Raw genomic sequence first — 25,713 nt, 5'->3', positions numbered from 1 at the left:
GCGCTACACGGGCAGGCTGGTGGTGGACTTGATCTCCGACAGCGCCACAATCGAGTTCACTTCCTGTATCCCCGGCACCAGCGACAGCTTTTCGAAGAAGAACCGCTCGTACGCCTCGATGTCCGCCGCGACAATGCGCAACAGAAAGTCCACCGCGCCCATCAACACATAACACTCCAGCACTTCCGGAAAACCGCGGATCGCCTCGGTGAATTCGGTGAAGTTGGATCGGCCGTGGGCGTTGAGTTTGATCTCGGCGAAGATCTGCGTGTTCAGGCCGATCTTCTTTCGATCAAGCAAGGTCACCTGACCGCGAATGATGCCCTCCTCTTTCATACGCTGAATCCGCCGCCAGCACGGCGATTGCGACAGGCCCACCTGCTCGGCGATCTGCGCGCTCGACAGCGAAGCGTCTTCCTGCAGCAAGGCGAGGATCTTGCGGTCGTAGGCATCCAGATCGCTGTGCATAAAAAAACCTCAAAAGTCGTGTACTGCGAATTATCGCGTTCGATATGTCGCCAATAGCGTGGATCATAGCCAAGAAATACCCCGCACCGAATGTAAAAATTCCTCCAGTAATTTTGGAGACTCGCCATGCCGCACCTTGAAGCCGTGAACAGCACACCGACTCGCGCCGATGTCTGGAATATCAATAACGCGCACTGCCTGGCGCAGTACCGGATTCTCGCCGAGGCCGAGCCGGATCTGCTGGTGCGGGTGCTGAGTCTGTTCGCGCTGCAATGCCTGACGCCGGAGCAGGTGAGCGTGCAGCGGCGCGACGATCTGCTGTCGATCGACTTGATCATGAGCGGCCTGAGCTGGCATCGCGCGCAAGTGATCGCGGAAAAACTTCGTAACCTGATCAGCGTCTGCTCGGTGAATCTGCACAACGCCGACGCGACGTGGGATGCGCCAGCGCAGGCCGCCGGCTGACAAATCCGGCAACGGCTTCGTCGGGTAGTGGCCCAACGGTCAGCAGGGCCACGACTATCCTTTTGTGCATGACGCTCAAAAAGGAAAGCCGCATGTCCGTTCAATTTGTCACTCAGGACCGCTGGCTGGACCTCAACGAGGTATTACGTGAACTGGTCGCCCAAGGCTTCATTTGCCAGGACTCGGCGGAACAGGCGCTCAATGCCCGCCGTCGCCACGCTGCGCACGGCCAGATGCATCCACTGGAATTCATCGCCAGTCAGCAGCTCGACGACCTCAGCCGCCCGGGCAAACACCTTGACCTGGAGAGCCTGACCCTGTGGCTGGCACAACAGGCCGGCCAGCCGTACTTGCGCATCGACCCGCTGAAAATCAACGTCGCGGCGATCACGCCGCTGATGTCGTATGCCTTCGCCCAGCGCCACCGGATTCTCGCCGTCGCCGTAGATCGCGATTCGGTGACCGTGGCCAGCGCCCAGCCTTATGTCAACGGTTGGGAGGCCGATCTGACCCACGTGCTGAAGCTGCCGATCAAACGGGTCGTGGCCAACCCGGTGGATATCCAGCGTTTCAGTGTCGAATTCTTTCGTCTGGCCAAATCGGTCAGCGGCGCCAGCAATGCCGATGCTCAGGGCAGCAACCTCGGCAACTTCGAACAGTTGCTCAACCTCGGCGCCAGTGATCAGGAGCCGGACGCCAACGACGCGCACATCGTCAACATCGTTGACTGGCTGTTCCAGTACGCCTTCCAGCAGCGCGCCAGCGATATCCACATCGAACCGCGCCGCGAGCATGGCACCGTGCGCTTTCGCATCGACGGCGTGTTGCACAACGTTTACCAATTTCCGCCGCAGGTGACCATGGCGATCGTCAGCCGCCTGAAGAGCCTCGGCCGCATGAATGTCGCGGAAAAGCGCAAACCCCAGGACGGCCGGGTCAAGACCAAGACCCCGGATGGCGGCGAAGTCGAGCTGCGTCTATCAACGTTGCCAACGGCATTCGGCGAAAAAATGGTCATGCGGATTTTCGACCCCGAAGTGCTGCTGAAGAATTTTGACCAACTGGGCTTCAGCGCCGACGACCTGCGCCGCTGGCAGGACATGACCCGCCAGCCCAACGGCATCATTCTGGTCACCGGGCCAACCGGTTCGGGCAAGACCACCACCCTGTACACCACGCTGAAAAAACTGGCGACGCCGGAGGTCAACCTCTGCACCATCGAAGACCCGATCGAGATGGTCGAGCCGGCCTTCAACCAGATGCAGGTGCAACACAACATCGACCTGAGCTTTGCCGCCGGGGTGCGTGCGCTGATGCGACAGGATCCGGACATCATCATGATCGGCGAGATCCGCGACCTGGAAACCGCTGAAATGGCGATTCAGGCCGCGTTGACCGGGCACCTGGTGCTGTCGACCCTGCACACCAACGATGCACCCAGCGCCATCAGCCGCCTCCTCGAACTCGGCGTGCCGCATTACTTGATCAAGGCCACCGTGCTCGGGGTCATGGCCCAGCGGCTGGTGCGTACCTTGTGCCCGCACTGCAAGGCGCCGCTGACGCTTGAGGATGAAGACTGGCAAACGCTGACCCGGCCCTGGCAGGCGCCGCTGCCGAGCAATGCGCAGCGGGCGATCGGTTGCCTGGAATGCCGCGACACCGGTTATCGTGGACGCGCCGGGGTCTACGAAATCATGCAATTGAGCGACAGCCTCAAGGCCTTTATCACCCCGGACACCGACCTCACGGCAATCCGCCGCCAGGCCTTCAAGGAAGGCATGCGCAGTCTGCGCCTGTCCGGCGCGCAGAAAGTCGCGGCGGGACTGACCACGGTAGAAGAAGTGCTGCGGGTGACGCCGCAAAGTGAGTTGAAATAAGTCGGCACGGAACTGGATCGGGGGTTGGCAATCCAACGCCGTAGTTAATCCCCCAGGAGTCATCTCATCATGCGTCTCAAAGTTGCTGTCGCCACCCTGGCCCTGCTCTCGCTTCCCGTTGGTTCGGCCATGGCTGACAGCTTTTGGCGTAACGTCATTTCCTCCGGTGCCACCACCGGTTCGACCTACCTGACCTTCAAGGATCACAAGCTGATCGTCGCCGCTCAGGATGATGCCGGCAGCTTCGTAGCCAGTGACGGCGGCATTCGCGGCCCGTATCTGGAAGCGGCGATGCAGAAAGTCCGCGCCGACAACCCGGGCCTGCAGGCATCGGACATGGAATTGGCGAACGCGATTCTGGCGAAAAACGCCGTGGCGACCGAATAATTCGGTCGCACACAAAAATGCCGCTCGATTGAGCGGCATTTTTTTGCCTGCAATAAGCCGGGTTACCCGAGAGCCCTGTGGGAGCGAGCCTGCTCGCGAAGGCTTTCTGGCAGTAACCCATTGCCTGCACCACCGCTTTCGCGAGCAGGCTCGCTCCCACTATGAAAACGGGGCTTTGATGTCGCTAAAGGCTTACTCGCCGATGGCAGCCTTGTAGGCGCCGGCATCCAGCAGTTTGTCCAGTTCGGCCTTGTCGCTTGGCTTGAGCTTGAAGATCCAAGCGCCGTACGGATCGGAGTTCAACAGCTCCGGCGAGCCGCCCAGCTCTTCGTTGATCGCGATGACTTCACCGCTGACCGGGGCATAGATGTCGGACGCGGCTTTCACCGACTCGACCACGCCGGATGGGTCGCCGGCAGCAAACACCTTGCCCACTTCGGTCAGTTCGACGAACACCACATCGCCCAGCGCTTCTTGCGCGTGATCGCTGATGCCCACGGTGACGGTGCCGTCGGTTTCCAGGCGTGCCCATTCATGACTTTCGGCGAAACGCAGTTCGGCAGGGATATCGCTCATCTTTGGTGTCCTCAGCAATCAGGTCAGCGGTCAGGCCCGCCGGGAAAGGTTAGATCAAGGTTTTGCCATGGCGCACGAAGGTCGGTTTGACCACTCGCACCGGGTACCACTTGCCACGAATTTCCACTTCGGCGCGGTCGGCAGTTGCCATCGGAACACGCGCCAGGGCAATCGATTTGCTTAGCGTAGGAGAGAAACTACCACTGGTGATCTCCCCTTCGCCAACATCCGCGATGCGAACAACTTGATGAGCGCGCAAAACGCCGCGTTCTTCCAGCACCAGACCGACCAGTTTGTGCGCCACGCCAGCGGCTTTTTCCGCCTCCAGGGCAGCGCGGCCAATGAACTGGCGGGAGGCCGGTTCCCAGGCGATGCTCCAGGCCATGTTCGAGGCCAGAGGCGAAACGTCCTGATGAATGTCCTGACCGTAGAGGTTCATTCCGGCTTCAACCCGCAGGGTGTCGCGGGCACCGAGGCCGATCGGGGAAATACCGGCACCGACCAGATCGTTGAAGAAGCTTGGCGCCTGGTCGGCCGGTAACGCGATTTCCAGGCCGTCCTCACCGGTATAACCGGTACGGGCGATAAACCAGTCACCGTCGGTGTGGCCTTCAAAAGGTTTGAGTTGCTGGATCAGCGCGGCACGCGACTGGCTCACCAGTTCGGCGATCTTGTGCCGGGCTTGCGGGCCCTGGATGGCGAGCATGGCCAGTTCGGTGCGCTCATGCAGTTGCACGTCGTACTCGCCGAGCTGCGCGTTCATCCACGCCAGATCCTGATCGCGGGTCGAGGCGTTGAACACCAGCCGGTACGCCTCATCGAGACGGTAGACGATCATGTCGTCGACGATGCCGCCGCGCTCGTTGAGCATGGTGCTGTACAACGCTCGGCCGGGACTGTGCAGGCGCTCGACATCATTGGCCAGCAAATGCTGGAGCCAGGCCTTGGCCTGGTGGCCGCAAACATCGATCACAGTCATGTGGGATACATCGAACACCCCGCAATCACGGCGCACCTCGTGGTGTTCCTCGACCTGCGAGCCGTAATGCAGTGGCATGTCCCAACCGCCAAAATCGACCATCTTCGCGCCAAGCGCGAGGTGCAGGTCATACAGAGGCGTACGCTGTCCCATGGGTTTCTCCTTCCGGGCGTGGCGAAGGTGCGGACTGCCGCTGCACGGGCGAAAGCCTTGAATTACAGGCTTTGAGCCGATCCCAGCGAACAGGTCTGTCAGACGAACCGCACCGAATGCCGCGCATTGTAGCCGCATGATTCAGGACTGACGACTAAGTGTTTCGGTGCGCCGAGCGGCGGATCAAACCGATGACTGGCAACAGGCCGACCAGAACCAGGGTCAGCGCTGGCAGCGACGCCCGGGCCCACTCCCCTTCACTGGTCATTTCAAAGATGCGCACGGCCAGTGTGTCCCAGCCAAACGGGCGCATCAGCAGGGTCGCTGGCATTTCCTTGAGTACATCGACGAACACCAGCAATGCAGCGCTCAGCGTGCCGGGCAGCAACAACGGCAGATACACTTTGAAAAACAGTCGCGGCCCACTGACACCCAGACTGCGTGCCGCTTCGGGCAAAGACGGCCTTATACGCGCCAGACTGCTTTCCAGCGGCCCGTACGCCACCGCAACGAAACGCACCAGATAGGCCATCAACAACGCCGCCAGACTGCCCAGCAGCAACGGCTTGCCCGCGCCGCCCAGCCAGGCGGACAGCGGAATCACCAGCTCGCGGTCCAGATAACTGAACGCCAGCATGATCGACACCGCCAGCACCGAACCCGGCAAGGCGTAGCCAAGGTTGGCCAGGCCGACCCCGGAGTCGATCGCGCGGGTCGGTGCCAGTCGCCGCGCAAACGCCAGCAGCAACGCCACGCTGACAGTGATCAACGCGGCCATCGCGCCCAGGTACAGGGTGTGCAGGATCAGTCCGGCATAGCGCTCGTCGAGATCGAAACGCCCGCGCTGCCAGAACCAGACGATCAGTTGCAGCACCGGGATGACGAAGGCACAGGCGAACACCAGACCGCACCAGCTCGTGGCCGCCAATGCCTTGAACCCGCGCAAGTGATACAGCGCCTTGACCCGGGGCCGCTCGTTACTCGCCCGGTTCGCCCCACGCGCCCGGCGTTCGCCGTACAGCACCAGCATCACCACCAACAGCAACAGACTGGCCAGTTGCGCGGCGCTGGGCAGGCTGAAGAAGCCGTACCAGGTTTTGTAGATCGCAGTGGTGAAAGTGTCGAAGTTGAATACCGACACCGCACCGAAATCGGCGAGGGTCTCCATCAGCGCCAGCGCCACACCGGCGCCAATCGCCGGGCGCGCCATCGGCAACGCCACGCGCCAGAACGCCTGCCAGGGCGATTGCCCGAGCACCCGCGCCGCTTCCATCAGGCCTTTGCCCTGGGCGAGGAATGCGGTGCGTGCCAGCAGGTAAACATAGGGATAAAAGACCAGCACCAGCACCACAATCACCCCGCCGGTCGAGCGTACCCGTGGCAGGCGCAGCCCCGCGCCGAACCCTTCGCGCAGCAGGGTCTGCACGGGGCCGGCGAAATCGAGCAGGCCGACAAAGACGAACGCCAATACATAAGCCGGAATGGCGAAAGGCAGCATCAGCGCCCAGTCGAGCCAGCGCCGACCGGGGAATTCGCAGAGGCTGGTGAGCCAGGCAAGGCTGACCCCGAGCAGGGTCACACCGACACCGACACCGAGGATCAGCGTCAGGGTATTGCCGAGCAGGCGCGGCATCTGGGTTTGCCACAGGTGCGACCAGATCTGCTGATCGATGGTCTGCCACGACAGCAGCAGGACACTCAGGGGCAACAGCACCAGCGCGGCGATGGAGAAGACGATGGGATACCAGCGGCGTTGGGCGGGGTGGGCCAAAGAAACGATCTCGTTCAAATGATTGTGCCCACGCTCTGCGTGGGCACACATCCTGTGACGCTCCGCGTCACGCTTTCAGCGGCACGACGCAGAGCGTCGATGGATGCATTCCCACGCAGAGCGTGGGAACGATCAGTGTCGCGTGGCGCAGTATAAACGCCGGGTCAGTTCCAACCCGCCCGATCCATCATCCGGATCGCTTCAGCCTGACGCTTGCCCGCCACTTCCACCGGCAAGGTATCAGCGATGAACTTGCCCCATGCTGCGACTTCTTCCGAAGGTGCCACCGCCGGGTTGGCCGGGAATTCCTGGTTTACGTCTGCGAAGATTTTCTGCGCCTCAGGTGTGGTCATCCATTCGACCAGCGCCTTGGCCGCTTCCGGGTGCGGCGCATGCTTGGTCAGGCCGATGCCCGACAGGTTGACGTGCACGCCACGATCCGCCTGGTTCGGCCAGAACAGCTTCACCGGCAGGTCCGGCTTCTGCTTGTGCAGGCGACCGTAGTAGTAGGTGTTGACGATGCCGATATCACACTGCCCGGCGTTGATCGCCTCAAGCACCGCGACGTCGTCGGAGAACACGTCGGTGGACAGGTTGTTGACCCAGCCCTTGAGAATCTTCTCGGTCTTCTCGGCGCCATGCACTTCGATCATGGTCGCGGTCAGCGACTGGTTGTAGACCTTCTTCGCGGTGCGCAGGCACAAGCGACCTTCCCAGTTCTTGTCAGCCAGCGCTTCGTAAGTGGTCAGCTCGCCCGGCTTCACCCGTTGGGTCGAATAGGCGATGGTCCGCGCGCGCAGGCTCAGACCGGTCCAGGCGTGGCTGGAGGCGCGATATTGCAACGGGATATTGGCGTCGATGGTTTTCGAGGTGAACGGCTGCAGAATGCCCATTTGCTCGGCCTGCCAGAGGTTGCCGGCATCGACGGTGAGCAGCAGGTCAGCGGTAGCGTTCTCGCCTTCGGCCTTGATGCGCTGCATCAGCGGCGCTTCCTTGTCGGTGATGAACTTGATTTTCACCCCGGTCTTGGCGGTGTAGGCGTCGAAGACCGGTTTGATCAGTTCGTCGATACGCGAGGAATAAACCACCACCTCGTCGGCGGCCTGGGCCGTGGTGCTGCCGATCAGGGTCAAGGCCAGTGCAGTCAGAAGACGCTTGGGTGCCAACATGGGAGTGGTCTCTCGGTCGGGAATTGTGAGGCAAATGATAAGGACTCACATTTACCACCACAATCGAACACTTTTTGAAGGCGTTACCAGATGTTGCACAGGCTGAAATGTGCTGTGACTGGACTGGCGCCATCGCGAGCAGGCTCACTCCTACAGGGGAACGCATTCCAATTGTAGGAGTGAGCCTGCTCGCGATGAGGCCATCAAACTCAGTGCATATCTTAGGGCTTGGCGAGGGCCGGAAGATCACCGGTCAAACCGAGGGCCTCACGCACAAACAAAGCCTTCGCCTCGGGCATTTGATCTACCAGTTTCAGCCCGGTATTGCGCAACCAGCGCAGCGGCAGCGGATCGGCCTGGAACAAGCGTTCAAAGCCCTCCATCGCCGCCATCAGCGCCAGGTTGTGCGGCATGCGCCGGCGCTCGTAGCGGCTCAGCACTTTCACATCCGCCAGACGTTCGCCGCGCTCGTGCGCTTGCAGCACAACCTCCGCCAGCACCGCCGCATCGAGGAAACCCAGGTTCACACCCTGTCCCGCCAACGGGTGGATGGTGTGCGCCGCGTCACCGATCAGCGCCAGGCCTTCAGCCACGTAGCGCTTGGCGTGACGCTGACGCAGCGGCACGCACACACGTGGATCGGCACTGACGACCTCACCGAGGCGCCCTTCAAAAGCACGCTCCAGCTCGGCACAGAACGAAGCGTCGTCCAGCGCCATCAAGCGTTCGGCCTCGCTCGGCGTGGTCGACCAGACAATCGAGCACCAATCCTGCTGCCCGTCACGCTCAAGCGGCAGAAACGCCAACGGTCCGTGGTCGGTGAAACGCTGCCACGCGGTTTTGCGGTGCGGCTGGCGGCTGCGCACGCTGGTGACGATGGCGTGATGCAGGTAATCCCATTCGCGAGTGGCGACACCGGTCAGGCGGCGCACCGCCGAGTTCGCGCCATCCGCGGCAATCACCAGCGGCGCGCGCAACTGGCGGCCATCGGCCAGTGTCAGCAACCAGTCATCGCCGGAGCGGCGCATCTGTTCCAGACGGGCGTTGGCCAGCATGCCCAGATCGCAGTCGTGCAGACGGTCGAGCAAGGCGTCCTGCACCACGCGGTTTTCGACGATGTGACCAAGCACATCGGCATGCACGCTGCTGGCCGAGAAATGTATCTGCCCGGTGCCGCTGCCATCCCAGACGTGCATGTCGGTGTAGGGACTGCTGCGGCGCCCGGCGATGCCGTCCCACACGCCGAGGCGTTGCAGAATCCGCTGGCTGGCCGCCGACAAGGCACTCACGCGCGGCTCGAAAGGTGCGGCCGCGTCAAAGGGTTTGACGCTCAGCGGGCTGCCGTCGAGCAGCAGCACTTCCAGCCCGCTGTTCTGTAGCGCCAGCGCCAGGGCGCTGCCGACCATTCCGGCTCCGACAATCAGCAGATCTGCGCGCATTTCCATGCTTTAAGCCTGTCTCGCTTGCGGCTTGCGCCGCACGTAAAGGGTTTTACCGAGCGCGCCAGTTGGCGGCGCGATCCTGAAAATGAAAGTGCCGGTCAGCCACTCAAGCATCCGGACGCGTTCCCAACCCCATGGCCTGCCGGGCAAACCAGCGCTTGGCCGGAGGCAGCAGGTCGAGGCCGAGCAGGCCGATATTACGGCCCAGCGAGACCAATGGCTGCGTGCTGCCGAACAAGCGCGTGACCTGATCGGAGAAGCCGACGGTGAGGTCCTGATCCAGACGCTGCCGCTCGCGATACGCCTGCAACGTGGCAAAGTCGCCCAGCCCTTTGTCGCTGCTCAGCAGCGCGGCCGCCAAGGCATCGGCATCGCGCAGCGACAGGTTGAAGCCCTGCCCGGCGATCGGGTGCAGGCTGTGCGCGGCGTTGCCAAGTACGGCCAGGTGCGAACGCACTTGCTCTTCGGCCTCGACCAGCGACAGCGGATACAGATGCCGCGCGCCGACCTGTTTCAACGTGCCGAGGCGATAGCCGAACACGCCCTGCAATTCGCTGAGAAAATCACGCTCGCTCAACGCCGTCAGACGCTGCGCGTCCATGCCAAGCCGCGTCCAGACCAGCGCACAGCGATTGTCCGGCAGCGGCAGCAGCGCCATCGGCCCTTCGTCGGTAAAGCGCTCGAACGCCATGCCGTTGTGCGCTTCGCTCGGGGTGATGTTGGCGATCAGCGCGCTCTGGTTGTACGGCCGCTGGCGCACGCTGATCCCCAACTGCTCGCGCAGTCCCGAACGACCGCCATCGGCGAGTACCGCAAGGTCGCATTCCAGCGTGGTTTCGTCGTTGAGGGTCAGGCGATAGCCATCGGGCAACGGCTCCATCCGCGTGACCTCGGCCGGGCAGCGCCAACTGATCACGTCTTTGTCGAGGTGTTGCCACAGGCATTGGCCGAGCCAGGCGTTTTCCACCACGTAACCCAGCGCAGGCACGCCCTCTTCCATCGCCGACAGCCGGGCGGTAGAGAAACGGCCACGGTCAGACACATGAATCTGTTTGATCGGTTCGGCGCGGCGGGAGATTTCCTGCCACACGCCCAGGCGCTGGTAAATCTGCCGCGAGCCGAACGACAGCGCTGAGGAACGCGCATCGTAGCTCGGCTGCCAACTGTCGCCGGGGGCGAACGGTTCGATCAGCACGATTTTCCAGCCACGGGCCTTGGCTCCGGCCTGCAAGGCCAACGCCAGACTGGCGCCGACGAGGCCGCCACCGATGATTGCCAGATTGACTCGACTCATGCCGCGTGTGTCCTTGCTTGTGCCATCAACGCTTCGATCTCGGCGACGGTTTTTGGCACGCCGCGGGTGAGAATTTCACAACCGGTTTTGGTCACCACCACGTCGTCCTCGATGCGCACGCCAATGCCACGCCATTTTTTCGCTACGTTCTGGTTGTCCGGGGCGATGTAGATGCCCGGCTCGACGGTCAGCGCCATGCCGACTTCGAGTACTCGCCATTCGCCGCCGACCTTGTATTCGCCGACGTCATGCACGTCCATGCCCAGCCAGTGACCAGCACGGTGCATATAAAACGCTTTGTAGGCTTCGCTGGCGATCAATTCATCAACCCCGCCTTGCAACAAGCCCAGTTTCACCAAACCCGAGGTAATCACTCGAACGGTGGCTTCGTGCGCCTGGTTCCAATGCTTGTTCGGGGCGATTTCGGCGAACGCCGCTTCTTGCGAAGCCAACACCACTTCGTAGATCGCTTTCTGTTCCGGCGAAAACTTGCCGTTGACCGGCCAGGTGCGGGTGATGTCGCTGGCGTAGCAGTCGATTTCGCAACCGGCGTCGATCAGCACCAGATCGCCGTCCTTGAGCAACGCGTCATTCTGCTGGTAATGCAGGATGCAGCTGTTGCGACCGGCCGCAACGATCGAGCCGTAGGCCGGCATCTTCGCCCCGCCCTTGCGGAACTCGTAATCCAGTTCGGCTTCGAGGCTGTACTCATACAGCCCGGGACGGCTGGCCTGCATCGCGCGGATATGCGCCTGGGCCGAGATTCGTGCCGCTTCGCGCATCACCTTCACTTCTGCCGCCGATTTATACAGGCGCATGTCGTGCAGCAGATGATCCAGGGCAACGAATTCATTCGGCGGCTGCGCGCCAAGGTGGGCCTTGGAGCGGATCACGTTGATCCAGTCCATCAGGTGCCGGTCGAATTCCGGGTTGCTGCCCATCGCCGAATACACCCGGTCGCGGCCTTCGATCAGGCCCGGGAGAATGTCGTCAATGTCGGTAATCGGAAACGCATCGTCGGCACCGTAATCACGGATTGCGCCTTCTTGCCCGGCGCGCAAGCCGTCCCACAATTCGCGTTCGGCGTTGCGTTCACGGCAGAACAGGATGTACTCCCCGTGCTCACGGCCGGGCATCAGCACGATGACGGCTTGCGGTTCGGGAAAACCGCTGAGGTACTGGAAGTCGCTGTCCTGGCGGTAGACGTGCTCGACGTCGCGGTTGCGGATAGCCACCGCGGCGGCGGGCAGGATCGCGATGCTGTTGGGTTCCATCTGCGCCATCAGCGCCTTGCGGCGACGGCTGTATTCCGCTTTGGGGATATGGATCATGGGCAGATGGCTTTCCCTGACACGCGATTAATGCAGCGACGGCTTGGCCGCTGGCGGCACGTCGGCTTTCTTGGTTTCCGAGAACAGCAGCAGCGGCGCGACGCGCAGGTATTCCATGACTTCCATGTAGTCGGACTCGCCGTCTTCGGATTCCTCCAGTGCGTCCTGCACCTGAGAAATGGCTGCCAGATCCTGCAGCACTTCCGTTGCTTCAACACTGAGCATGCTGCTGTCGCGGCAGTTCAGGCCGAAGCCGCTGAGGAAGCCCTGACACCATTGGCCCAGTGCAGCGGCGCGCTCGGCCAGCGGTGCATCGTCGGTCGGCAGCAGCAGCACGACGGTGACGTCGTCGCCGGTCAGCTCGCCCTTGACCATCTCTTGCAAGCCGATCAAGGCGTTGCGGACGTTGTCCTGGAGATCGCCTTCGAGCAGTTCGGCGGCGTCGATCAGCCAGCCTTCGTGATCGAAGCCGGCGCCGGCGCAACTGCGTCCGAGCAGCAGGCCATGCAGTTCGGCAGGCGAGACGTTGTGGCCGCTGGTGGTCAGCAGGGTGGCAAAGGCTTGGTACGGAGAATTCTGAATGGGCATGGGCAGCTAGGCGCCAGACGGCGCTATGTCTAGAATGAAGGCCTTGTATCCTACATCGACAGCCCCGCCAAGACCATTAAAGGCTGTCCGCCAGTTCCCACCCATCAGACGAACACGTGGACCCAATGGAAGACACCGACCTGCAAGCGCTGATGGCCAGACTCGAACTGCTGATTGGCCGAGTCGAGCAACTAAAGAGTCAAAACGCACTCTTACTAGCTCAGGAAAAAACCTGGCGCGAGGAACGCGCTCACCTCATTGAAAAAAACGAAATCGCCCGGCGTAAGGTCGAATCGATGATTTCGCGCCTCAAGGCCCTGGAGCAAGACTCATGAGTTCAAGCAATAGCGTCACCGTGCAGATCCTCGATAAAGAGTATTCGATCATCTGCCCGCCGGAAGAACGCAGCAATCTGGTCAGCGCCGCGCGCTACCTCGATGGCAAGATGCGCGAGATCCGCAGCAGCGGCAAAGTCATCGGCGCCGACCGCATCGCCGTAATGGCCGCGCTGAACATCACCCATGACCTGTTGCACAAGGAAGAGCGTCCGGATATCCAGGCCAGCGGTTCGACCCGTGAGCAAGTGCGCGACTTGCTCGATCGTGTCGATCTGGTGCTCGCCGACGAGCAGAGCACCGGCAAGGGCTGATTCGACTGGCGGCTTGAGGTATACTCGCGGCACTCCCTGGGGTGCTTGCCAGTTGACGATGTCCCGGAGCCGATTCGCACTACCCTGGAAGTTGCACGTTGGGCTGGTGTGCATGTCCGCTAGACGGAAAGCCTTAAAGTCTACTGCTTCTTCCACCTTGAACTTTCGGGTTCAAGGGCTGAGTTGACAGCGGTACATCCGGGGAGCCTGATTCGAATCCGATGTCGGTGTATGCCGACATCGGATTTTTTATGCGTACGTTTTTGCATCCACCTGCCGAAGCCGAACCATGACCGAACCCGCGCTGCTGCCCCGCCCGCAACTCCGCCGCCTGCTGCGCAAGGCGCGCCGTGCCCTGACGCCGAGCGAGCAACGCCAGGCCGCCCAAGGCCTGTTCCGGCAACTGGCGCAAGACCCGCACTTTCGCCGGGCGAAACACATTTCCCTGTACCTGCCCACCGACGGTGAAATCGATCCGCGTCTGCTGCTGCGCGAAGCGCAACGCCGGGGCAAGGCGACCTATCTGCCGGTGCTCAGTGCATGGCCTCGGACCAAAATGGTCTTCCAGCGCATCCGCCCCGGCGAAAAGCTCATCCCCAATCGCTTCCGCATCCTTGAGCCACGGGCCAATCTGGCTCGGCAACGCAAGGTCTGGGCGCTGGATCTGGTGCTGCTACCCTTGGTGGGCTTTGACGATGTCGGCGGGCGACTGGGGATGGGCGGCGGCTTTTACGATCGCAGCCTGGCGTACCTGGCGCGGCGCAAAAAGTGGCGCAAGCCGACGCTGCTGGGCCTGGCCCATGAATGTCAGAAGGTCGAGCGGTTGGCGCAGGCAAGCTGGGATGTACCGTTACAAGGCACGGTCACCGACAAGGCGTGGTATTTCGCGGGATAGGACGCCGCGCAGAACAGCGGCGTCGAGCCAGTCGTTTCAGCGTTTGAACGCGGTCGACTGTTGAACCTGTTGCGCCACTTCAATCGGCGCATCGGTCTTGGCGGTCCACAGGCTTTGCGCATAACCGGTGGTTACAACGCCCAGGCCGAACAAAATTACCAAAGTCCATAGCAAATCCGGTTTGCGTTTCATCGATTGCCCCCCTCAAGGCACATCATCACGATGACAGCAGCGGTTTCCATTCGTAGGCCGTGCAGCAGCGTCAAGCTTTAAAGGCCGGCATTTTGCGGCAACGTGAACCCGCGCGCAAATGCTGACGTCAACCGACTGTCGGTTTGTCATAAAATTGCCCGACAACCTGCCCAATGACCGCTTCAGGAGCACACATATGGCTTACTGGCTGATGAAATCAGAGCCCGACGAACTTTCGATCAAGGCTTTGGAGAAGCTCGGCAAGGCGCGCTGGGACGGGGTTCGCAACTATCAGGCACGCAATTTCCTGCGGGCGATGGCGGTGGGCGATGAGTTCTTTTTCTATCATTCCAGTTGCCCGGAGCCGGGGATTGCCGGGATCGGCAAAATAATCGAAGCGGCCTATCCGGATCCGACGGCGCTTGAATCCGAGAGTCATTACTTCGATCCCAAGGCGACGCCGGAGAAAAATGCCTGGAGCGCGATCGATGTGGCGCACGTCGAGACGTTTGCACGGGTGTTGAAGCTCGATTATCTGAAGCAGCAGACGGCGCTGGCCGAGCTGCCGCTGGTGCAGAAGGGATCGCGGTTGTCGGTGATGCCGGTGACGGCGGAGCAGTGGGCGGCGGTGATTGCGCTCAAGCCGTAAGAAATTTCGCGGCTGAAATACAGCTATCGCGAGCAGGCTCACTCCTACAGGGGGAACGCATTCCAATTGTAGGAGTGAGCCTGCTCGCGATGGCGCCAGCCCGGACAACACAAGATTTATTGAATGATCAGGTTGTTGAACAACAGATCCTCAACCACCGGTTTGCCGGTCTCGTCATTCATCACTTGCTGGGTCTGCTTCAGCGCTTCCTGACGCAGTTTTTCCTTGCCTTCGATGCTGCCCATCGCCTCGGTGCTCTGCTGGGTAAACAGCGCCACCAGTTGGTTGCGGATCAGCGGCTCGTTGGCCTTGACCAGTTTGGTCGCCTCATCGCCCGTCACGCGCAAGGCCACATCGGCCTTGAAGACCTTCAGTTTCGTCGTGCCGTCCAGCCCATAGTTGCCGACGAACGGCGGGCTCAGAGTGATGTAGTTGACCTTCGGCGCCGCGCCTTCTTTGGCTTCTTCGGCCGAGGCTGCCAGAGGCAGAGACAGGGCCAGCAACAACATGATCCACGCTTTCACAATTCGCTCCTTATCCGGTTTGCGGCCTAGCATAACGACCCGCCGCGCAAGCACAAGCTTATGGCTGACTATCAGGGCCGGGCATGCTCGTTGACCCGTTGATTCACACACCTACACTTATCGGCCATCACTCCCAAAGGAATAGCCCTGATGAAAGCCGTGCTGTGCAAAGCCTTCGGCCCTGCCGAATCGCTGGTGCTGGAAGACGTCGCCAGTCCTGTCGCCAAGAAGAACGAAATCCTGCTGGACGTGCACGCCGCCGGGGTGAACTTCCCGGACACGCTGATCATTGAGGGCAAGTACCAGTTCAAGCCGCCCTTCCCGTTCTCGCCGGGCGGCGAGGCGGCCGGCGTGGTCCGCGAAGTCGGGGAAAAGGTCAGCCATTTGAAGGTCGGCGACCGGGTCATGGCCCTGACCGGCTGGGGCAGTTTCGCCGAGCAGGTCGCCGTTGCCGGCTACAACGTGCTGCCGATTCCTGAGTCGATGGATTTCAACGTCGCTGCCGCCTTCAGCATGACCTACGGCACCTCGATGCATGCGCTCAAGCAGCGCGCCAACCTGCAAACGGGCGAAACCCTGCTGGTCCTTGGCGCCTCCGGCGGCGTCGGCCTCGCCGCTGTGGAAATCGGCAAAGCCATGGGTGCCCGGGTCATCGCCGCTGCCAGCAGCGCCGAGAAACTCGCGGTGGCTAAAGCGGCTGGTGCCGATGAGTTGATCAACTACAGCGAAAGCAACCTCAAGGACGAAATCAAACGCCTCACCGACGGCCAGGGTGCTGACGTGATTTACGACCCGGTCGGCGGCGACCTGTTCGACCAGGCCATTCGTGCCATCGCCTGGAACGGTCGCCTGCTGGTGGTCGGTTTCGCCAGCGGACGCATCCCGGAACTGCCGGTCAACCTCGCCCTGCTCAAAGGCGCGGCCGTACTTGGGGTGTTCTGGGGCTCTTTCGCCCAGCGCCAGCCGCAGGACAACGCGGCGAATTTCCAGCAACTGTTCGGCTGGTTTGCCGAGGGCAAGCTCAAGCCGCTGGTGTCGCAAGTCTATCCGCTGAGCAATGCGGCGCAGGCGATTGATGATTTGGGCCAGCGTAGGGCCGTAGGCAAGGTGGTGGTGCAGGTGCGCTGATTCCATAGAGCGATCCGGATCAGCGATCCGGATCAGCGACCCGGATCGCTTTAGTCTTTGAGCCTCACTGCCTTCACTCCTTCCTTTTAGTGCGCAGGACTTTTCCCATAAAGCTGCCTTACTTCGATCCGCCAAACCGCAGAATCCCGCCCAGATGATTATTCCCACAACGTCCTCTGCTTATACCTGAGCGACATGTTCATAAAGGAACGCTCGACAGCTCAAATTTCCGCTGTTTTGCCGACGTGAAGCGGTGCTATTTTCGGTAACGAAACTGTAACATTCGCATCCGCAGTCAAAACAAGAAAATTGGAGCTCTTGAATGTTTGCTTTCTTTCGTCCTGCCGCACATCAGGCTCCATTGCCTGAAGAAAAAATAGACAGCACCTACCGGCGCCTGCGCTGGCAGATCTTCGCCGGCATCTTTATCGGCTACGCCGGTTACTACCTGCTGCGCAAAAACTTCTCGCTGGCCATGCCTTACCTGATCGACGAAGGTTACAGCCGGGGCGATCTGGGCCTGGCGATGTCGGCGATCGCCATCGCCTACGGCTTGTCGAAGTTCCTCATGGGCCTGGTGTCCGACCGTTCCAACCCGCGCTTCTTCCTGCCGTTCGGCCTGCTGGTATCGGCCGGGGTGATGTTCGTTTTCGGTTTCGCGCCCTGGGCAACGTCCAGCGTGACCATGATGTTCATCCTGCTGTTCATCAACGGCTGGGCCCAGGGCATGGGCTGGCCGCCAAGCGGACGGACGATGGTGCACTGGTGGTCGCAGAAGGAACGCGGCGGTGTGGTCTCGGTGTGGAACGTGGCGCATAACGTCGGCGGCGGCCTGATCGGCCCGCTGTTCCTGATCGGCATGGGCCTGTTCAACGATTGGCACGCGGCGTTCTATGTGCCGGCTGCCGTGGCGCTGGGCGTGGCGGTATTTGCCTTCATCACCATGCGCGATACCCCGCAATCGGTAGGCCTGCCACCGATCGAGCAATACAAGAACGATTACCCGGAAGGCTACGATGCCAGCCACGAAGACGAATTCAGCGCCAAGGAAATCTTCGTCAAATACGTGCTGCGCAACAAAATGCTCTGGTACATCGCGCTGGCCAACGTCTTCGTCTACCTGCTGCGCTACGGCGTACTGGACTGGGCGCCGACCTATCTGAAGGAAGCCAAGGGTTTCACCGTGGATAAAACCTCGTGGGCCTATTTCTTCTATGAGTGGGCGGGTATCCCGGGCACGCTGTTGTGCGGCTGGATGTCGGACAAGATCTTCCGTGGCAACCGTGGCCTGACCGGCATGGTGTTCATGGCACTGGTGACAGTCGCCACACTGGTTTACTGGCTCAATCCGGCCGGCAACCCGATGGTCGACATGATCGCACTGCTGTCGATCGGCTTTCTGATCTACGGCCCGGTGATGCTGATCGGTCTGCAGGCGCTGGAACTGGCACCGAAGAAGGCCGCAGGCACCGCAGCGGGCTTCACCGGTCTGTTCGGTTATCTGGGTGGTTCGGTCGCGGCCAGTGCGGCGATGGGCTACACCGTCGACCATTTCGGCTGGGACGGCGGCTTTGTGTTGCTGGTGAGCGCTTGCCTGCTGGCGATGGCCTTCCTTGCGCCAACACTATGGCACAAGCAAGTCGCCAGTCAGAGCCGCGAAGCGGTCGCCTGATCGCTGTGTGACTTACAGCGCTTGAGCCGCGCCTCCAGATTGCGGTCTGGCATGGCGTGGCTGCGCAGGGCGTGGGCGGTCTGCTCGACATAATCGCGAGTGGTGCCGTAACGCCCACAAGCGCTTGCGAACACCTGGCTCAGCACATGATCCGGCAAGTTGCCGGCATAGCTGGGCAGGTGTCGCTCCAGAACGAATCCCAAGGCCTGTACCCGAGTACCATCTTCGAGCCGGCAATTGAGCCAGTGCGGGCGATAGGAAGGGAACGGCATTTCACGTTTCCACAGGGCATACAGCGCGGTATCGAGATTGTCTTCCGGCAAACGGTAGGCAAAACCGCTGCAGGAACCGCCGCGATCCAGACCAAATACCAGACCGGGCATTTCCGGCGTACCACGGTGCTCATGGGACCAGAGGTACAAGCCGCGATGATAGCCATGCACACGACCGCGCATGCGCTCGACCGCTGTGCATTCCGGTCGCCAGATCAGCGAGCCATACGCGAACAGCCACACCGGCCCGCCCTTGTGGCGCGCCATGGTCGATTGCATGGAAGCGAGCAATTGTTCGTGCGTCAGCTGCGGCCCAAGATCGAGGCGCGGAGGGTAAGCCAGGTTCAGAATTGCGTTTTCAATGGCGCTCATGGCGAATAGCGTTCAGCTCCCCGCGGGTGAAGAATTACTTAATAGAACGCACCGCTGTAACAGTAAGGCACATATGTTTTAAGGCAAATTAAGTGCCACTGATTAATTGCCTGATTGATATATAACCTAGCGGTATTTATGTAATTACTTAAATACCGATCGGCTATATGCAGAGTTATAACGCATTACCAGCGCTACGCATAAAACCAAGGTGGGAGCGAGCTTGCTCGCGAAAGCGATCGGTCAGTCGACATCAATGGTGACTGATAAACCGCATTCGCGAGCAGGCTCGCTCCCACATTTTCAAGAGCGCGGTGCGTAGGCGAATACGTCAGCGCGCATCTGGTGCGCATCCATTCCCGCTTCGACCAGCGCGTCCAGCGTGCCGTAGACCATGGCGGGCGAACCGCTGGCATAGACGTGCAACGGTTTCAGGTCAGGGAAGTCTTCGCAAACCGCTTCATGCAGCATCCCGCAGCGCCCTTCCCAGCCGCACTGATCGCTGACCACTTTGTGCAGAAACAGGTTGGGCAGTTTCAGCCATTCGTCCCAATGTTCGATCTGGTAGAAATCCTCCGGGCGGCGCACGCCCCAGTACAGATGCACCGGATGCTTGAAGCCTTCAGCGCGGCAATGTTCGATCAGACTGTGAATCTGGCCCATGCCGGTACCGGCAGCGACCAGCACCAGCGGGCCGTCGGGCAATTCGGCAAGGTGGGTATCGCCGAACGGCAGTTCGACGCGCACCAGCGTGTTGCGTTGCAGTTGCTCGATCAGGCTCAGTGCACTGGCTTCGCGCGCCAGCACGTGAATTTCCAGATCGCGCCCGCCATGGGGCGCCGAAGCCATGGAAAATGCTGATTTCTCGCCGCTCTCGCGCTCGATCATCAGGTACTGGCCGGCGTGATAGCGCGGCGGTTTGCCCGCCGGCGCACGCAGACGCACCCGCCAGGTATCGCCGCCGACCTCACGGCATTCAATGACCTGACAGGACAGGCTGCGCACCGGCAACTCGCCCAGCGCCAGCACGCCATCCCAGAGCAGCACGCAGTCTTCCAGCGGCTCGGCGATGCAAGTGTAGAACTCGCCATGATCGTGCACGTTGCCCGCCTGTTCGACGCGGCCTTCCACCAGCAGCGCCGCACACACGTGACAATTACCGTTGCGGCAGCTTTGCGGGCAGTCGTAGCCCAGGCGCCGCGCGCCGTCGAGAATCCGCTCACCGGGCCGTATCTCAAGCACTGCTCCGGAGGGCTGCAAGGTTACACGCATCAATCTATTCCTAATTGATTCCATATGACATCGATCCGCTGGGTAACGGCGTCGTCCTTGACAATCACACGGCCCCACTCGCGAGTGGTCTCGCCCGGCCACTTGTGGGTGGCGTCCAGGCCCATCTTCGAACCCAGGCCGGAAATCGGCGAGGCGAAGTCGAGATAGTCGATGGGCGTGTTATCGATCATCACCGTGTCGCGCTTGGGGTCCATACGCGTGGTGATGGCCCAGATCACATCATTCCAGTCACGGGCGTTGATATCGTCGTCGGTGACGATAACGAACTTGGTGTACATGAACTGTCGCAGAAACGACCAGACACCGAGCATCACGCGCTTGGCATGCCCCGGATACGACTTCTTCATGGTCACGATGGCCATGCGGTACGAGCAGCCTTCCGGCGGCAGGTAGAAGTCGGTGATCTCCGGGAACTGCTTCTGCAGGATCGGCACGAACACTTCGTTGAGTGCCACGCCGAGAATCGCCGGCTCATCCGGCGGACGACCGGTGTAGGTGCTGTGGTAGATCGGCTTGATCCGGTGAGTGATGCGCTCGACGGTGAACACCGGGAAGCTGTCGACTTCGTTGTAGTAACCGGTGTGGTCGCCGTAGGGGCCTTCATCGGCCATCTCGCCCGGATGAATCACGCCTTCGAGGATGATCTCGGCGGTGGCCGGCACCTGCAGGTCGTTGCCACGGCACTTGACCAGTTCGGTGCGGTTGCCACGCAGCAGACCGGCGAAGGCGTATTCGGAGAGGCTGTCCGGGACGGGCGTCACCGCACCGAGAATCGTCGCCGGGTCGGCGCCAAGCGCCACGGACACCGGGAACGGCTGGCCCGGGTGCCTCTCGCACCACTCGCGAAAATCAAGGGCACCGCCACGGTGGCTGAGCCAGCGCATGATCACCTTGTTGCGGCCGATCACCTGCTGACGGTAGATGCCGAGGTTCTGGCGTTCCTTGTTCGGACCTTTGGTGACGGTCAGACCCCAAGTGATCAGCGGGCCGACGTCGCCGGGCCAGCAGGTCTGCACTGGCAGCATCGCCAGATCGACGTCATCGCCTTCGATAACGACTTCCTGGCACACCGCATCTTTGACGACTTTCGGCGCCATCGAGATGATCTTGCGGAAAATCGGCAGCTTCGACCACGCGTCCTTCAAGCCCTTCGGCGGCTCCGGTTCCTTGAGGAAGGCCAGCAGCTTGCCGATTTCGCGCAGCTCGCTGACCGACTCGGCGCCCATGCCCATGGCCACGCGTTCAGGGGTGCCGAACAGGTTGCCGAGCACCGGAATGTCGTAGCCCGTGGGCTTTTCGAACAACAGCGCCGGACCCTTGGCCCGCAGCGTGCGATCGCACACCTCCGTCATCTCCAGCACCGGCGAGACGGGAATCTGGATGCGTTTCAACTCTCCGCGCTGCTCAAGCTGCTGCACGAAATCCCGAAGATCCTTGAATTTCATTGACGATGGCACCCTCAAAATAGGCGTACATCCTACCTGCTCTGACGGGCAAACAGCAGCCCGTCAGTGCCCGGCAGCGCTCAATTTTGGCTTGCGCCCAGCAGCATCGGCGCAAACAGCGGGCTCAGCCGCGCGCTGCCGGCGTCGGAAAGGTGATCGGCGTCCTTGTACTGAGAATGGCCATCGACATCAATCATGCACAGGCCGTCCTTGCACATCAGCGGCGTCGGGTCGATGACGTGCACACCGGCATCCGCTGCATTCATCGAGCCGAACAGCTCAGTGAAGAATTGCTGGCGAGCCAGATGTTCGCCGAGCGGGCGACCAAGGCCTTCTGCCGAACGGCCGACGCGCGCCAGGCTGGTCAGGCGACCGATGTAACTCTTGTGCTGCAGCGGTACTTCCTTGAACAGCCAGACCTGCACGCCAGCCTCGCGCAGCTCGCCGACCTGCGCCTTGATCGCGGCCGCCATGCGCTTCTCGGATTGCGCAACATTGCGCGAAGGATCGAGCAGGAACTGCTTGTCGCCGTCGCCGTCCTCGCGGCCGTAGACATACAAACTCCAGTTTGCCGCCAGCACCACGTCCTTGATGCCCAGTTCGCGGACCAATTGCATGTTGCGCTGGTTGAATTGCTTGCACTGCGGGCGCAAGGCGTCATCGATGATCGGCGGGCATCCCGTGAGGCTGTAAAGCCACACTGGCTGACCGTCACGCTGGCTATTGCCTTCGATGGCCGGCAGCAGCGCAGCGGTATGACTGTCGCCCCAGAACATCTTCGTCGGGGCAATCTTCTGATCGCCGCCCACGCGACACGCCTTGTCCAGCGTCTTGTCCTTGCTCATGTGCATGCATTTCATTTGCCCGGCGTTCCATTCCTGGGACTGCGCATATTCGAGGGCCTTGCCGCTCAGACGCTCAGGCACGCCGTCCGCCGAACGGATGGCCGAGCCGACCACGGCCAGCGCAGTAATGGAAACCAGCCCCCCGACCAGCACCGAGTTACGGCTGGCAAACACGCGCTTCTCGCGAAACGGCAGCTCGACATAGCGCAGGCTCAGCCACGCCAGCGCCACTGCCAGCGCAATCCAGCCAACAGCTTCCAGCGGCTGAATGCCGTCGATAGAGATGGCGTTGGCATACACATAAATCGGCCAATGCCACAGGTACAGCGAGTAGGACAACAGACCGATCCACACCATCGGTCGCAGGCTCAACAGTTGGCCGGCCAGGGTCGGGCCACGTGCGCCCGACCAGATCAATGCAGTCGTACCGAGCACCGGCAACAACGCTGCCCAACCCGGAAACACCGTGGTTTTGTCAAAGGTGAACACCGCCAGCAGCACCGCCGCCAGTCCGGCCAGGCCGACCGTTTGCCGAACCCAAAGCCGCGGCGCGTGCTTTGCTGCCGGCAGTACCGCGAGCATGGCGCCGCAGAGCAGTTCCCAGGCGCGGGTCGGCAGAGAGAAGAAAGCGAATTCCGGACGGCGCTCGATGTAAACGATGTTCAGCCCGAACGACACCAGCAGCACCGCGAACAGCATCCAGCGCCAGTGCCGGACATAACGCATCAACAGCACCATCATTAGCGGGAAGAAGATGTAGTACTGCTCTTCTACCGCCAGCGACCAGGTATGCAGCAACGGTTTCAGATCCGACGCCGGCTCGAAATAGCCGTCTTCGCGCATGAACAGGATGTTGGAAATGAACAGCGACTGGTAACGAATGGTCCGCCCCAGATCGGACAGGTCCTTGGCCGTCAGCAGCAACCAGCCCAACGCTAGAGTCACCACCACGACTAGCGTCAGCGCCGGCAGAATGCGCCGGGCACGACGGCCCCAGAAATCGAGAAAGCTGAAGCGCTGCACAGTGATTTCACGGAACAGGATCGAGGTGATCAGAAAGCCGGAAATGACGAAGAAAACGTCGACGCCGACAAAGCCGCCGCTGAATGTAGTGAATCCGAAATGAAACAGCACGACGGGAAGTACCGCGAGTGCGCGTAAACCGTCGATATCACGGCGATTGCCAAACGTGTGCATGTAAAACCTTACCTGTTCTGGATACAGAGTCCCTTGAAGGCGCGAAGTTAGCAGCCGCGCAAGCTTCAATCCAGATACAAATAAAATCGCAGGCAAAAAAAAGCGCCCCTCGCGGGACGCCCTTTTCAACGACTTGCTGTTATTTGCGCTTCATCGACAAGAAAAACTCGTCGTTGGTCTTGGTCGTTTTCAGCTTGTCGACCAGGAACTCGATGGCGGCGATTTCGTCCATCGGGTGCAGCAGCTTGCGCAGAATCCACATGCGCTGCAGCTCGTCGTCGGCGGTCAGCAACTCTTCGCGGCGAGTGCCGGAACGGTTGATGTTGATGGCCGGGAACACACGCTTCTCGGCGATCCTGCGATCCAGAGGCAGCTCCATGTTGCCGGTACCCTTGAACTCTTCGTAGATCACTTCGTCCATCTTCGAGCCGGTTTCAACCAGCGCGGTGGCGATAATGGTCAGCGAGCCGCCTTCTTCGATGTTGCGCGCAGCACCGAAGAAACGCTTCGGCTTCTCCAGGGCGTGGGCATCGACACCACCGGTCAGGACTTTGCCGGAGCTCGGGATCACGGTGTTGTAGGCACGGGCCAGACGGGTGATGGAGTCGAGCAGGATCACCACGTCTTTCTTGTGTTCGACCAGGCGCTTGGCCTTCTCGATGACCATTTCAGCCACTTGCACGTGACGGGTCGGCGGCTCGTCGAACGTCGAGGCGACCACTTCGCCGCGCACGGTGCGCTGCATTTCGGTCACTTCTTCCGGACGCTCGTCGATCAACAGCACGATCAGATGAACTTCAGGATTGTTACGGGCGATGTTCGCGGCGATGTTCTGCAGCATGATCGTCTTGCCTGCTTTCGGCGGCGCCACGATCAGGCCACGCTGGCCTTTGCCGATCGGCGCGCACAGGTCGATCACACGGCCGGTCAAGTCTTCGGTGGAACCGTTACCGGCTTCCATCTTCATGCGCACGGTCGGGAACAGCGGCGTCAGGTTCTCGAAGAGAATCTTGTTCTTCGCGTTCTCCGGACGATCGAAGTTGATCGTGTCGACCTTGAGCAGGGCGAAATACCGCTCACCTTCCTTCGGAGGGCGAATCTTGCCAACGATGGTGTCACCGGTGCGCAAGTTGAAGCGGCGGATCTGGCTTGGCGAGACGTAGATATCGTCAGGGCCGGCCAGGTAGGAAGCGTCTGCGGAGCGCAGGAAGCCGAAGCCGTCCTGGAGAATCTCCAGCACGCCATCACCGGAGATTTCCTCGCCGCTCTTGGCGTGCTTTTTCAGCAGGGAGAAAATCACGTCCTGCTTGCGCGAACGGGCCATATTTTCTATGCCCATCTGTTCGGCCAATTCGAGCAGTTCGGTAATCGGCTTTTGCTTGAGTTCAGTCAGATTCATATAGGAATGACGTAATCATTTATGGAGGGGGGAAATTAAGCTTTTGGCTTAATGAGGCCGCGCCGCGGAGAAGGCGACAGGATCGCGAACTAATTCGAAAAGGAGTGCGTCGGCGACGGCTAGCAGGGGGCAGTGGAGAAACCAGTGCGGGGCCGAATGTACCACCTGAGTTTCGGAGCGTCTAGCCCTGAATACGCAAAAAGCCCCGCGAATTGCGGGGCTTTTTTTCAGCGTTTTACTGCGACGCTTAGATGTTGGCGTCGAGGAAAGCCGCCAGTTGCGACTTCGACAGGGCGCCGACCTTGGTCGCTTCAACGTTGCCGTTCTTGAACAGCATCAGCGTCGGGATACCGCGCACGCCATGCTTGGCCGGGGTTTCCTGGTTTTCGTCGATGTTCAGTTTGGCGACGGTCAGCTTGCCTTTGTAAGTCTCGGCAATCTCGTCCAGAACCGGTGCGATCATTTTGCAAGGGCCGCACCATTCAGCCCAGTAGTCGACCAGGACAGCGCCTTCGGCCTTGAGTACGTCGGCTTCGAAGCTAGCGTCGCTAACGTGTTTGATCAGATCGCTGCTCATGGAATTCTCCAGGTTGTAAGCAAAAAAACGTGGCCCATCATAGCCGCCCTTCCCTTGTTCAGGAAGTCGCAGATGATTGAGTGTTGCTATGGCCCCTGATGAGT

26 protein-coding genes and 1 other RNA gene are annotated in these 25,713 nt (G+C 60.9%); 10 read left to right on the top strand and 17 right to left on the bottom strand.

Annotation, left to right across the window (positions count from 1 at the left end; all coding sequences use genetic code 11):
• Positions 1 to 3: 3 nt before the first annotated feature.
• Positions 4 to 468 (bottom strand): Lrp/AsnC family transcriptional regulator, encoded by a 465-nt coding sequence (locus HU739_RS19140; protein WP_186549570.1) that lies wholly within the window; start codon positions 466 to 468, stop codon positions 4 to 6.
• Positions 469 to 594: 126 nt separating this feature from the next.
• Here HU739_RS19140 and HU739_RS19135 point away from each other — a divergent pair, with 126 nt between their 5' ends.
• The 3 genes from HU739_RS19135 (at position 595) to HU739_RS19125 (ending at position 3,197) form a co-directional block, all read left to right on the top strand.
• A complete protein-coding gene (locus HU739_RS19135; protein ID WP_186549572.1) occupies positions 595 to 933 on the top strand; it encodes a hypothetical protein in 339 nt (112 codons plus the stop codon).
• A 92-nt stretch (positions 934 to 1,025) separates the two neighbouring features.
• Positions 1,026 to 2,810: a GspE/PulE family protein gene (locus HU739_RS19130; protein ID WP_186549574.1), complete on the top strand. Its 1,785-nt coding sequence runs from the start codon at positions 1,026 to 1,028 to the stop codon at positions 2,808 to 2,810.
• Positions 2,811 to 2,879: 69 nt separating this feature from the next.
• The gene (locus tag HU739_RS19125; protein WP_189684481.1) at positions 2,880 to 3,197 is read left to right on the top strand and encodes a DUF2388 domain-containing protein; all 318 of its coding nucleotides are present in this window, start codon (positions 2,880 to 2,882) and stop codon (positions 3,195 to 3,197) included.
• A 192-nt stretch (positions 3,198 to 3,389) separates the two neighbouring features.
• Here the strand turns inward: HU739_RS19125 and gcvH are convergent, their stop codons facing one another.
• The 8 genes from gcvH to HU739_RS19085 all read right to left on the bottom strand — a co-directional run bounded on the left by gcvH (position 3,390) and on the right by HU739_RS19085 (position 12,500).
• Positions 3,390 to 3,773, bottom strand: coding sequence for a glycine cleavage system protein GcvH (gene gcvH, locus HU739_RS19120; RefSeq protein ID WP_186549576.1), 384 nt, complete (start codon positions 3,771 to 3,773; stop codon positions 3,390 to 3,392).
• 49 nt (positions 3,774 to 3,822) lie between these two features.
• Positions 3,823 to 4,905 (bottom strand): glycine cleavage system aminomethyltransferase GcvT, encoded by a 1,083-nt coding sequence (gene gcvT / locus HU739_RS19115; protein ID WP_186549578.1) that lies wholly within the window; start codon positions 4,903 to 4,905, stop codon positions 3,823 to 3,825.
• Positions 4,906 to 5,059: 154 nt separating this feature from the next.
• Positions 5,060 to 6,676 (bottom strand): ABC transporter permease, encoded by a 1,617-nt coding sequence (locus HU739_RS19110; RefSeq protein ID WP_186549580.1) that lies wholly within the window; start codon positions 6,674 to 6,676, stop codon positions 5,060 to 5,062.
• Between the two features lie 164 nt (positions 6,677 to 6,840).
• Positions 6,841 to 7,845 carry an extracellular solute-binding protein gene (locus HU739_RS19105; RefSeq protein ID WP_186549582.1) on the bottom strand — a complete coding sequence of 335 codons (1,005 nt, stop codon included), beginning with the start codon at positions 7,843 to 7,845 and terminating at the stop codon, positions 6,841 to 6,843.
• Between the two features lie 221 nt (positions 7,846 to 8,066).
• Positions 8,067 to 9,284, bottom strand: a complete 1,218-nt coding sequence (locus HU739_RS19100) for a 2-octaprenyl-3-methyl-6-methoxy-1,4-benzoquinol hydroxylase (RefSeq protein WP_186549751.1) — start codon at positions 9,282 to 9,284, stop codon at positions 8,067 to 8,069.
• Positions 9,285 to 9,393: 109 nt separating this feature from the next.
• Positions 9,394 to 10,581 (bottom strand): 2-octaprenyl-6-methoxyphenyl hydroxylase, encoded by a 1,188-nt coding sequence (gene ubiH / locus HU739_RS19095; protein ID WP_186549584.1) that lies wholly within the window; start codon positions 10,579 to 10,581, stop codon positions 9,394 to 9,396.
• A complete protein-coding gene (gene pepP, locus HU739_RS19090; protein ID WP_186549586.1) occupies positions 10,578 to 11,912 on the bottom strand; it encodes a Xaa-Pro aminopeptidase in 1,335 nt (444 codons plus the stop codon). Before pepP ends, ubiH begins: the two co-directional genes overlap by 4 nt.
• A 27-nt stretch (positions 11,913 to 11,939) precedes the next feature.
• Positions 11,940 to 12,500 (bottom strand): YecA/YgfB family protein, encoded by a 561-nt coding sequence (locus tag HU739_RS19085; protein ID WP_186549588.1) that lies wholly within the window; start codon positions 12,498 to 12,500, stop codon positions 11,940 to 11,942.
• A 125-nt stretch (positions 12,501 to 12,625) separates the two neighbouring features.
• On the opposite strand from HU739_RS19085, the gene HU739_RS19080 reads away from it, so the two are divergent.
• From HU739_RS19080 to HU739_RS19065, 4 genes are all read left to right on the top strand, one after another.
• The gene (locus tag HU739_RS19080) at positions 12,626 to 12,835 is read left to right on the top strand and encodes a TIGR02449 family protein (protein ID WP_007911197.1); all 210 of its coding nucleotides are present in this window, start codon (positions 12,626 to 12,628) and stop codon (positions 12,833 to 12,835) included.
• The gene (locus HU739_RS19075; RefSeq protein WP_186549590.1) at positions 12,832 to 13,149 is read left to right on the top strand and encodes a cell division protein ZapA; all 318 of its coding nucleotides are present in this window, start codon (positions 12,832 to 12,834) and stop codon (positions 13,147 to 13,149) included. Before HU739_RS19080 ends, HU739_RS19075 begins: the two co-directional genes overlap by 4 nt.
• A 30-nt stretch (positions 13,150 to 13,179) precedes the next feature.
• A non-coding RNA gene (ssrS, locus tag HU739_RS19070) (6S RNA) lies at positions 13,180 to 13,358 on the top strand.
• Between the two features lie 80 nt (positions 13,359 to 13,438).
• On the top strand, positions 13,439 to 14,044 hold the full coding sequence (locus tag HU739_RS19065) for a 5-formyltetrahydrofolate cyclo-ligase (protein ID WP_186549592.1): 606 nt from the start codon (positions 13,439 to 13,441) through the stop codon (positions 14,042 to 14,044).
• A 36-nt stretch (positions 14,045 to 14,080) separates the two neighbouring features.
• Here the strand turns inward: HU739_RS19065 and HU739_RS19060 are convergent, their stop codons facing one another.
• Positions 14,081 to 14,236 (bottom strand): hypothetical protein, encoded by a 156-nt coding sequence (locus HU739_RS19060; protein WP_186549594.1) that lies wholly within the window; start codon positions 14,234 to 14,236, stop codon positions 14,081 to 14,083.
• 196 nt (positions 14,237 to 14,432) lie between these two features.
• On the opposite strand from HU739_RS19060, the gene HU739_RS19055 reads away from it, so the two are divergent.
• Complete coding sequence (locus HU739_RS19055) at positions 14,433 to 14,885, top strand: EVE domain-containing protein (RefSeq protein WP_186549596.1); 453 nt, start codon at positions 14,433 to 14,435, stop codon at positions 14,883 to 14,885.
• A gap of 116 nt (positions 14,886 to 15,001) precedes the next feature.
• Here the strand turns inward: HU739_RS19055 and HU739_RS19050 are convergent, their stop codons facing one another.
• Positions 15,002 to 15,409 (bottom strand): flagellar basal body-associated protein FliL, encoded by a 408-nt coding sequence (locus HU739_RS19050; RefSeq protein ID WP_186549598.1) that lies wholly within the window; start codon positions 15,407 to 15,409, stop codon positions 15,002 to 15,004.
• A 150-nt stretch (positions 15,410 to 15,559) separates the two neighbouring features.
• Between HU739_RS19050 and HU739_RS19045 the strand changes: the two genes are divergently transcribed.
• Complete coding sequence (locus HU739_RS19045) at positions 15,560 to 16,537, top strand: NADPH:quinone oxidoreductase family protein (RefSeq protein WP_186549600.1); 978 nt, start codon at positions 15,560 to 15,562, stop codon at positions 16,535 to 16,537.
• Positions 16,538 to 16,859: 322 nt separating this feature from the next.
• Positions 16,860 to 18,209, top strand: a complete 1,350-nt coding sequence (gene glpT / locus HU739_RS19040; RefSeq protein ID WP_186549602.1) for a glycerol-3-phosphate transporter — start codon at positions 16,860 to 16,862, stop codon at positions 18,207 to 18,209.
• Here glpT and HU739_RS19035 read toward each other — a convergent pair.
• The 6 genes from HU739_RS19035 to trxA all read right to left on the bottom strand — a co-directional run bounded on the left by HU739_RS19035 (position 18,185) and on the right by trxA (position 25,609).
• Complete coding sequence (locus HU739_RS19035; protein ID WP_186549604.1) at positions 18,185 to 18,853, bottom strand: gamma-glutamylcyclotransferase; 669 nt, start codon at positions 18,851 to 18,853, stop codon at positions 18,185 to 18,187. The genes glpT and HU739_RS19035 overlap by 25 nt on opposite strands.
• 303 nt (positions 18,854 to 19,156) lie before the next feature.
• Positions 19,157 to 20,125 carry a CDP-6-deoxy-delta-3,4-glucoseen reductase gene (locus HU739_RS19030; protein WP_186549606.1) on the bottom strand — a complete coding sequence of 323 codons (969 nt, stop codon included), beginning with the start codon at positions 20,123 to 20,125 and terminating at the stop codon, positions 19,157 to 19,159.
• Entirely contained in the window at positions 20,125 to 21,591 is a 1,467-nt protein-coding gene (ubiD, locus tag HU739_RS19025; protein ID WP_186549608.1) for a 4-hydroxy-3-polyprenylbenzoate decarboxylase, read from the bottom strand. Before ubiD ends, HU739_RS19030 begins: the two co-directional genes overlap by 1 nt.
• 80 nt (positions 21,592 to 21,671) lie before the next feature.
• Entirely contained in the window at positions 21,672 to 23,633 is a 1,962-nt protein-coding gene (locus HU739_RS19020) for an acyltransferase family protein (RefSeq protein ID WP_186549610.1), read from the bottom strand.
• 139 nt (positions 23,634 to 23,772) lie between these two features.
• Positions 23,773 to 25,032, bottom strand: coding sequence for a transcription termination factor Rho (gene rho, locus HU739_RS19015; RefSeq protein ID WP_057712815.1), 1,260 nt, complete (start codon positions 25,030 to 25,032; stop codon positions 23,773 to 23,775).
• A 247-nt stretch (positions 25,033 to 25,279) separates the two neighbouring features.
• Complete coding sequence (gene trxA / locus HU739_RS19010; RefSeq protein ID WP_003206727.1) at positions 25,280 to 25,609, bottom strand: thioredoxin TrxA; 330 nt, start codon at positions 25,607 to 25,609, stop codon at positions 25,280 to 25,282.
• Between the last annotated feature and the right edge of the window lie 104 nt (positions 25,610 to 25,713).

The organism is Pseudomonas hamedanensis (assembly GCF_014268595.2).
GTDB lineage: Bacteria > Pseudomonadota > Gammaproteobacteria > Pseudomonadales > Pseudomonadaceae > Aquipseudomonas > Aquipseudomonas hamedanensis.
Note: the sequence above shows the minus strand (reverse complement) of the source record. Positions and strands in the feature narration are given on the sequence as shown.

Excerpts from the sequence above, each read along its gene's own strand:
- rho (WP_057712815.1), bottom strand. The coding sequence starts at position 25,032 with ATGAATCTGACTGAACTCAAGCAAAAGCCGATTACCGAACTGCTCGAA.
- gcvT (WP_186549578.1), bottom strand. The coding sequence starts at position 4,905 with ATGGGACAGCGTACGCCTCTGTATGACCTGCACCTCGCGCTTGGCGCG.
- HU739_RS19060 (WP_186549594.1), bottom strand. The coding sequence starts at position 14,236 with ATGAAACGCAAACCGGATTTGCTATGGACTTTGGTAATTTTGTTCGGC.
- HU739_RS19125 (WP_189684481.1), top strand. The coding sequence starts at position 2,880 with ATGCGTCTCAAAGTTGCTGTCGCCACCCTGGCCCTGCTCTCGCTTCCC.
- HU739_RS19065 (WP_186549592.1), top strand. The coding sequence starts at position 13,439 with ATGACCGAACCCGCGCTGCTGCCCCGCCCGCAACTCCGCCGCCTGCTG.
- HU739_RS19105 (WP_186549582.1), bottom strand. The coding sequence starts at position 7,845 with ATGTTGGCACCCAAGCGTCTTCTGACTGCACTGGCCTTGACCCTGATC.
- HU739_RS19100 (WP_186549751.1), bottom strand. The coding sequence starts at position 9,284 with ATGCGCGCAGATCTGCTGATTGTCGGAGCCGGAATGGTCGGCAGCGCC.
- HU739_RS19045 (WP_186549600.1), top strand. The coding sequence starts at position 15,560 with ATGAAAGCCGTGCTGTGCAAAGCCTTCGGCCCTGCCGAATCGCTGGTG.
- HU739_RS19075 (WP_186549590.1), top strand. The coding sequence starts at position 12,832 with ATGAGTTCAAGCAATAGCGTCACCGTGCAGATCCTCGATAAAGAGTAT.
- pepP (WP_186549586.1), bottom strand. The coding sequence starts at position 11,912 with ATGATCCATATCCCCAAAGCGGAATACAGCCGTCGCCGCAAGGCGCTG.
- HU739_RS19140 (WP_186549570.1), bottom strand. The coding sequence starts at position 468 with ATGCACAGCGATCTGGATGCCTACGACCGCAAGATCCTCGCCTTGCTG.
- HU739_RS19035 (WP_186549604.1), bottom strand. The coding sequence starts at position 18,853 with ATGAGCGCCATTGAAAACGCAATTCTGAACCTGGCTTACCCTCCGCGC.
- HU739_RS19055 (WP_186549596.1), top strand. The coding sequence starts at position 14,433 with ATGGCTTACTGGCTGATGAAATCAGAGCCCGACGAACTTTCGATCAAG.
- gcvH (WP_186549576.1), bottom strand. The coding sequence starts at position 3,773 with ATGAGCGATATCCCTGCCGAACTGCGTTTCGCCGAAAGTCATGAATGG.
- trxA (WP_003206727.1), bottom strand. The coding sequence starts at position 25,609 with ATGAGCAGCGATCTGATCAAACACGTTAGCGACGCTAGCTTCGAAGCC.
- HU739_RS19135 (WP_186549572.1), top strand. The coding sequence starts at position 595 with ATGCCGCACCTTGAAGCCGTGAACAGCACACCGACTCGCGCCGATGTC.
- HU739_RS19130 (WP_186549574.1), top strand. The coding sequence starts at position 1,026 with ATGTCCGTTCAATTTGTCACTCAGGACCGCTGGCTGGACCTCAACGAG.
- HU739_RS19030 (WP_186549606.1), bottom strand. The coding sequence starts at position 20,125 with ATGCGTGTAACCTTGCAGCCCTCCGGAGCAGTGCTTGAGATACGGCCC.
- HU739_RS19080 (WP_007911197.1), top strand. The coding sequence starts at position 12,626 with ATGGAAGACACCGACCTGCAAGCGCTGATGGCCAGACTCGAACTGCTG.
- ubiD (WP_186549608.1), bottom strand. The coding sequence starts at position 21,591 with ATGAAATTCAAGGATCTTCGGGATTTCGTGCAGCAGCTTGAGCAGCGC.
- ubiH (WP_186549584.1), bottom strand. The coding sequence starts at position 10,581 with ATGAGTCGAGTCAATCTGGCAATCATCGGTGGCGGCCTCGTCGGCGCC.
- HU739_RS19085 (WP_186549588.1), bottom strand. The coding sequence starts at position 12,500 with ATGCCCATTCAGAATTCTCCGTACCAAGCCTTTGCCACCCTGCTGACC.
- glpT (WP_186549602.1), top strand. The coding sequence starts at position 16,860 with ATGTTTGCTTTCTTTCGTCCTGCCGCACATCAGGCTCCATTGCCTGAA.
- HU739_RS19020 (WP_186549610.1), bottom strand. The coding sequence starts at position 23,633 with ATGCACACGTTTGGCAATCGCCGTGATATCGACGGTTTACGCGCACTC.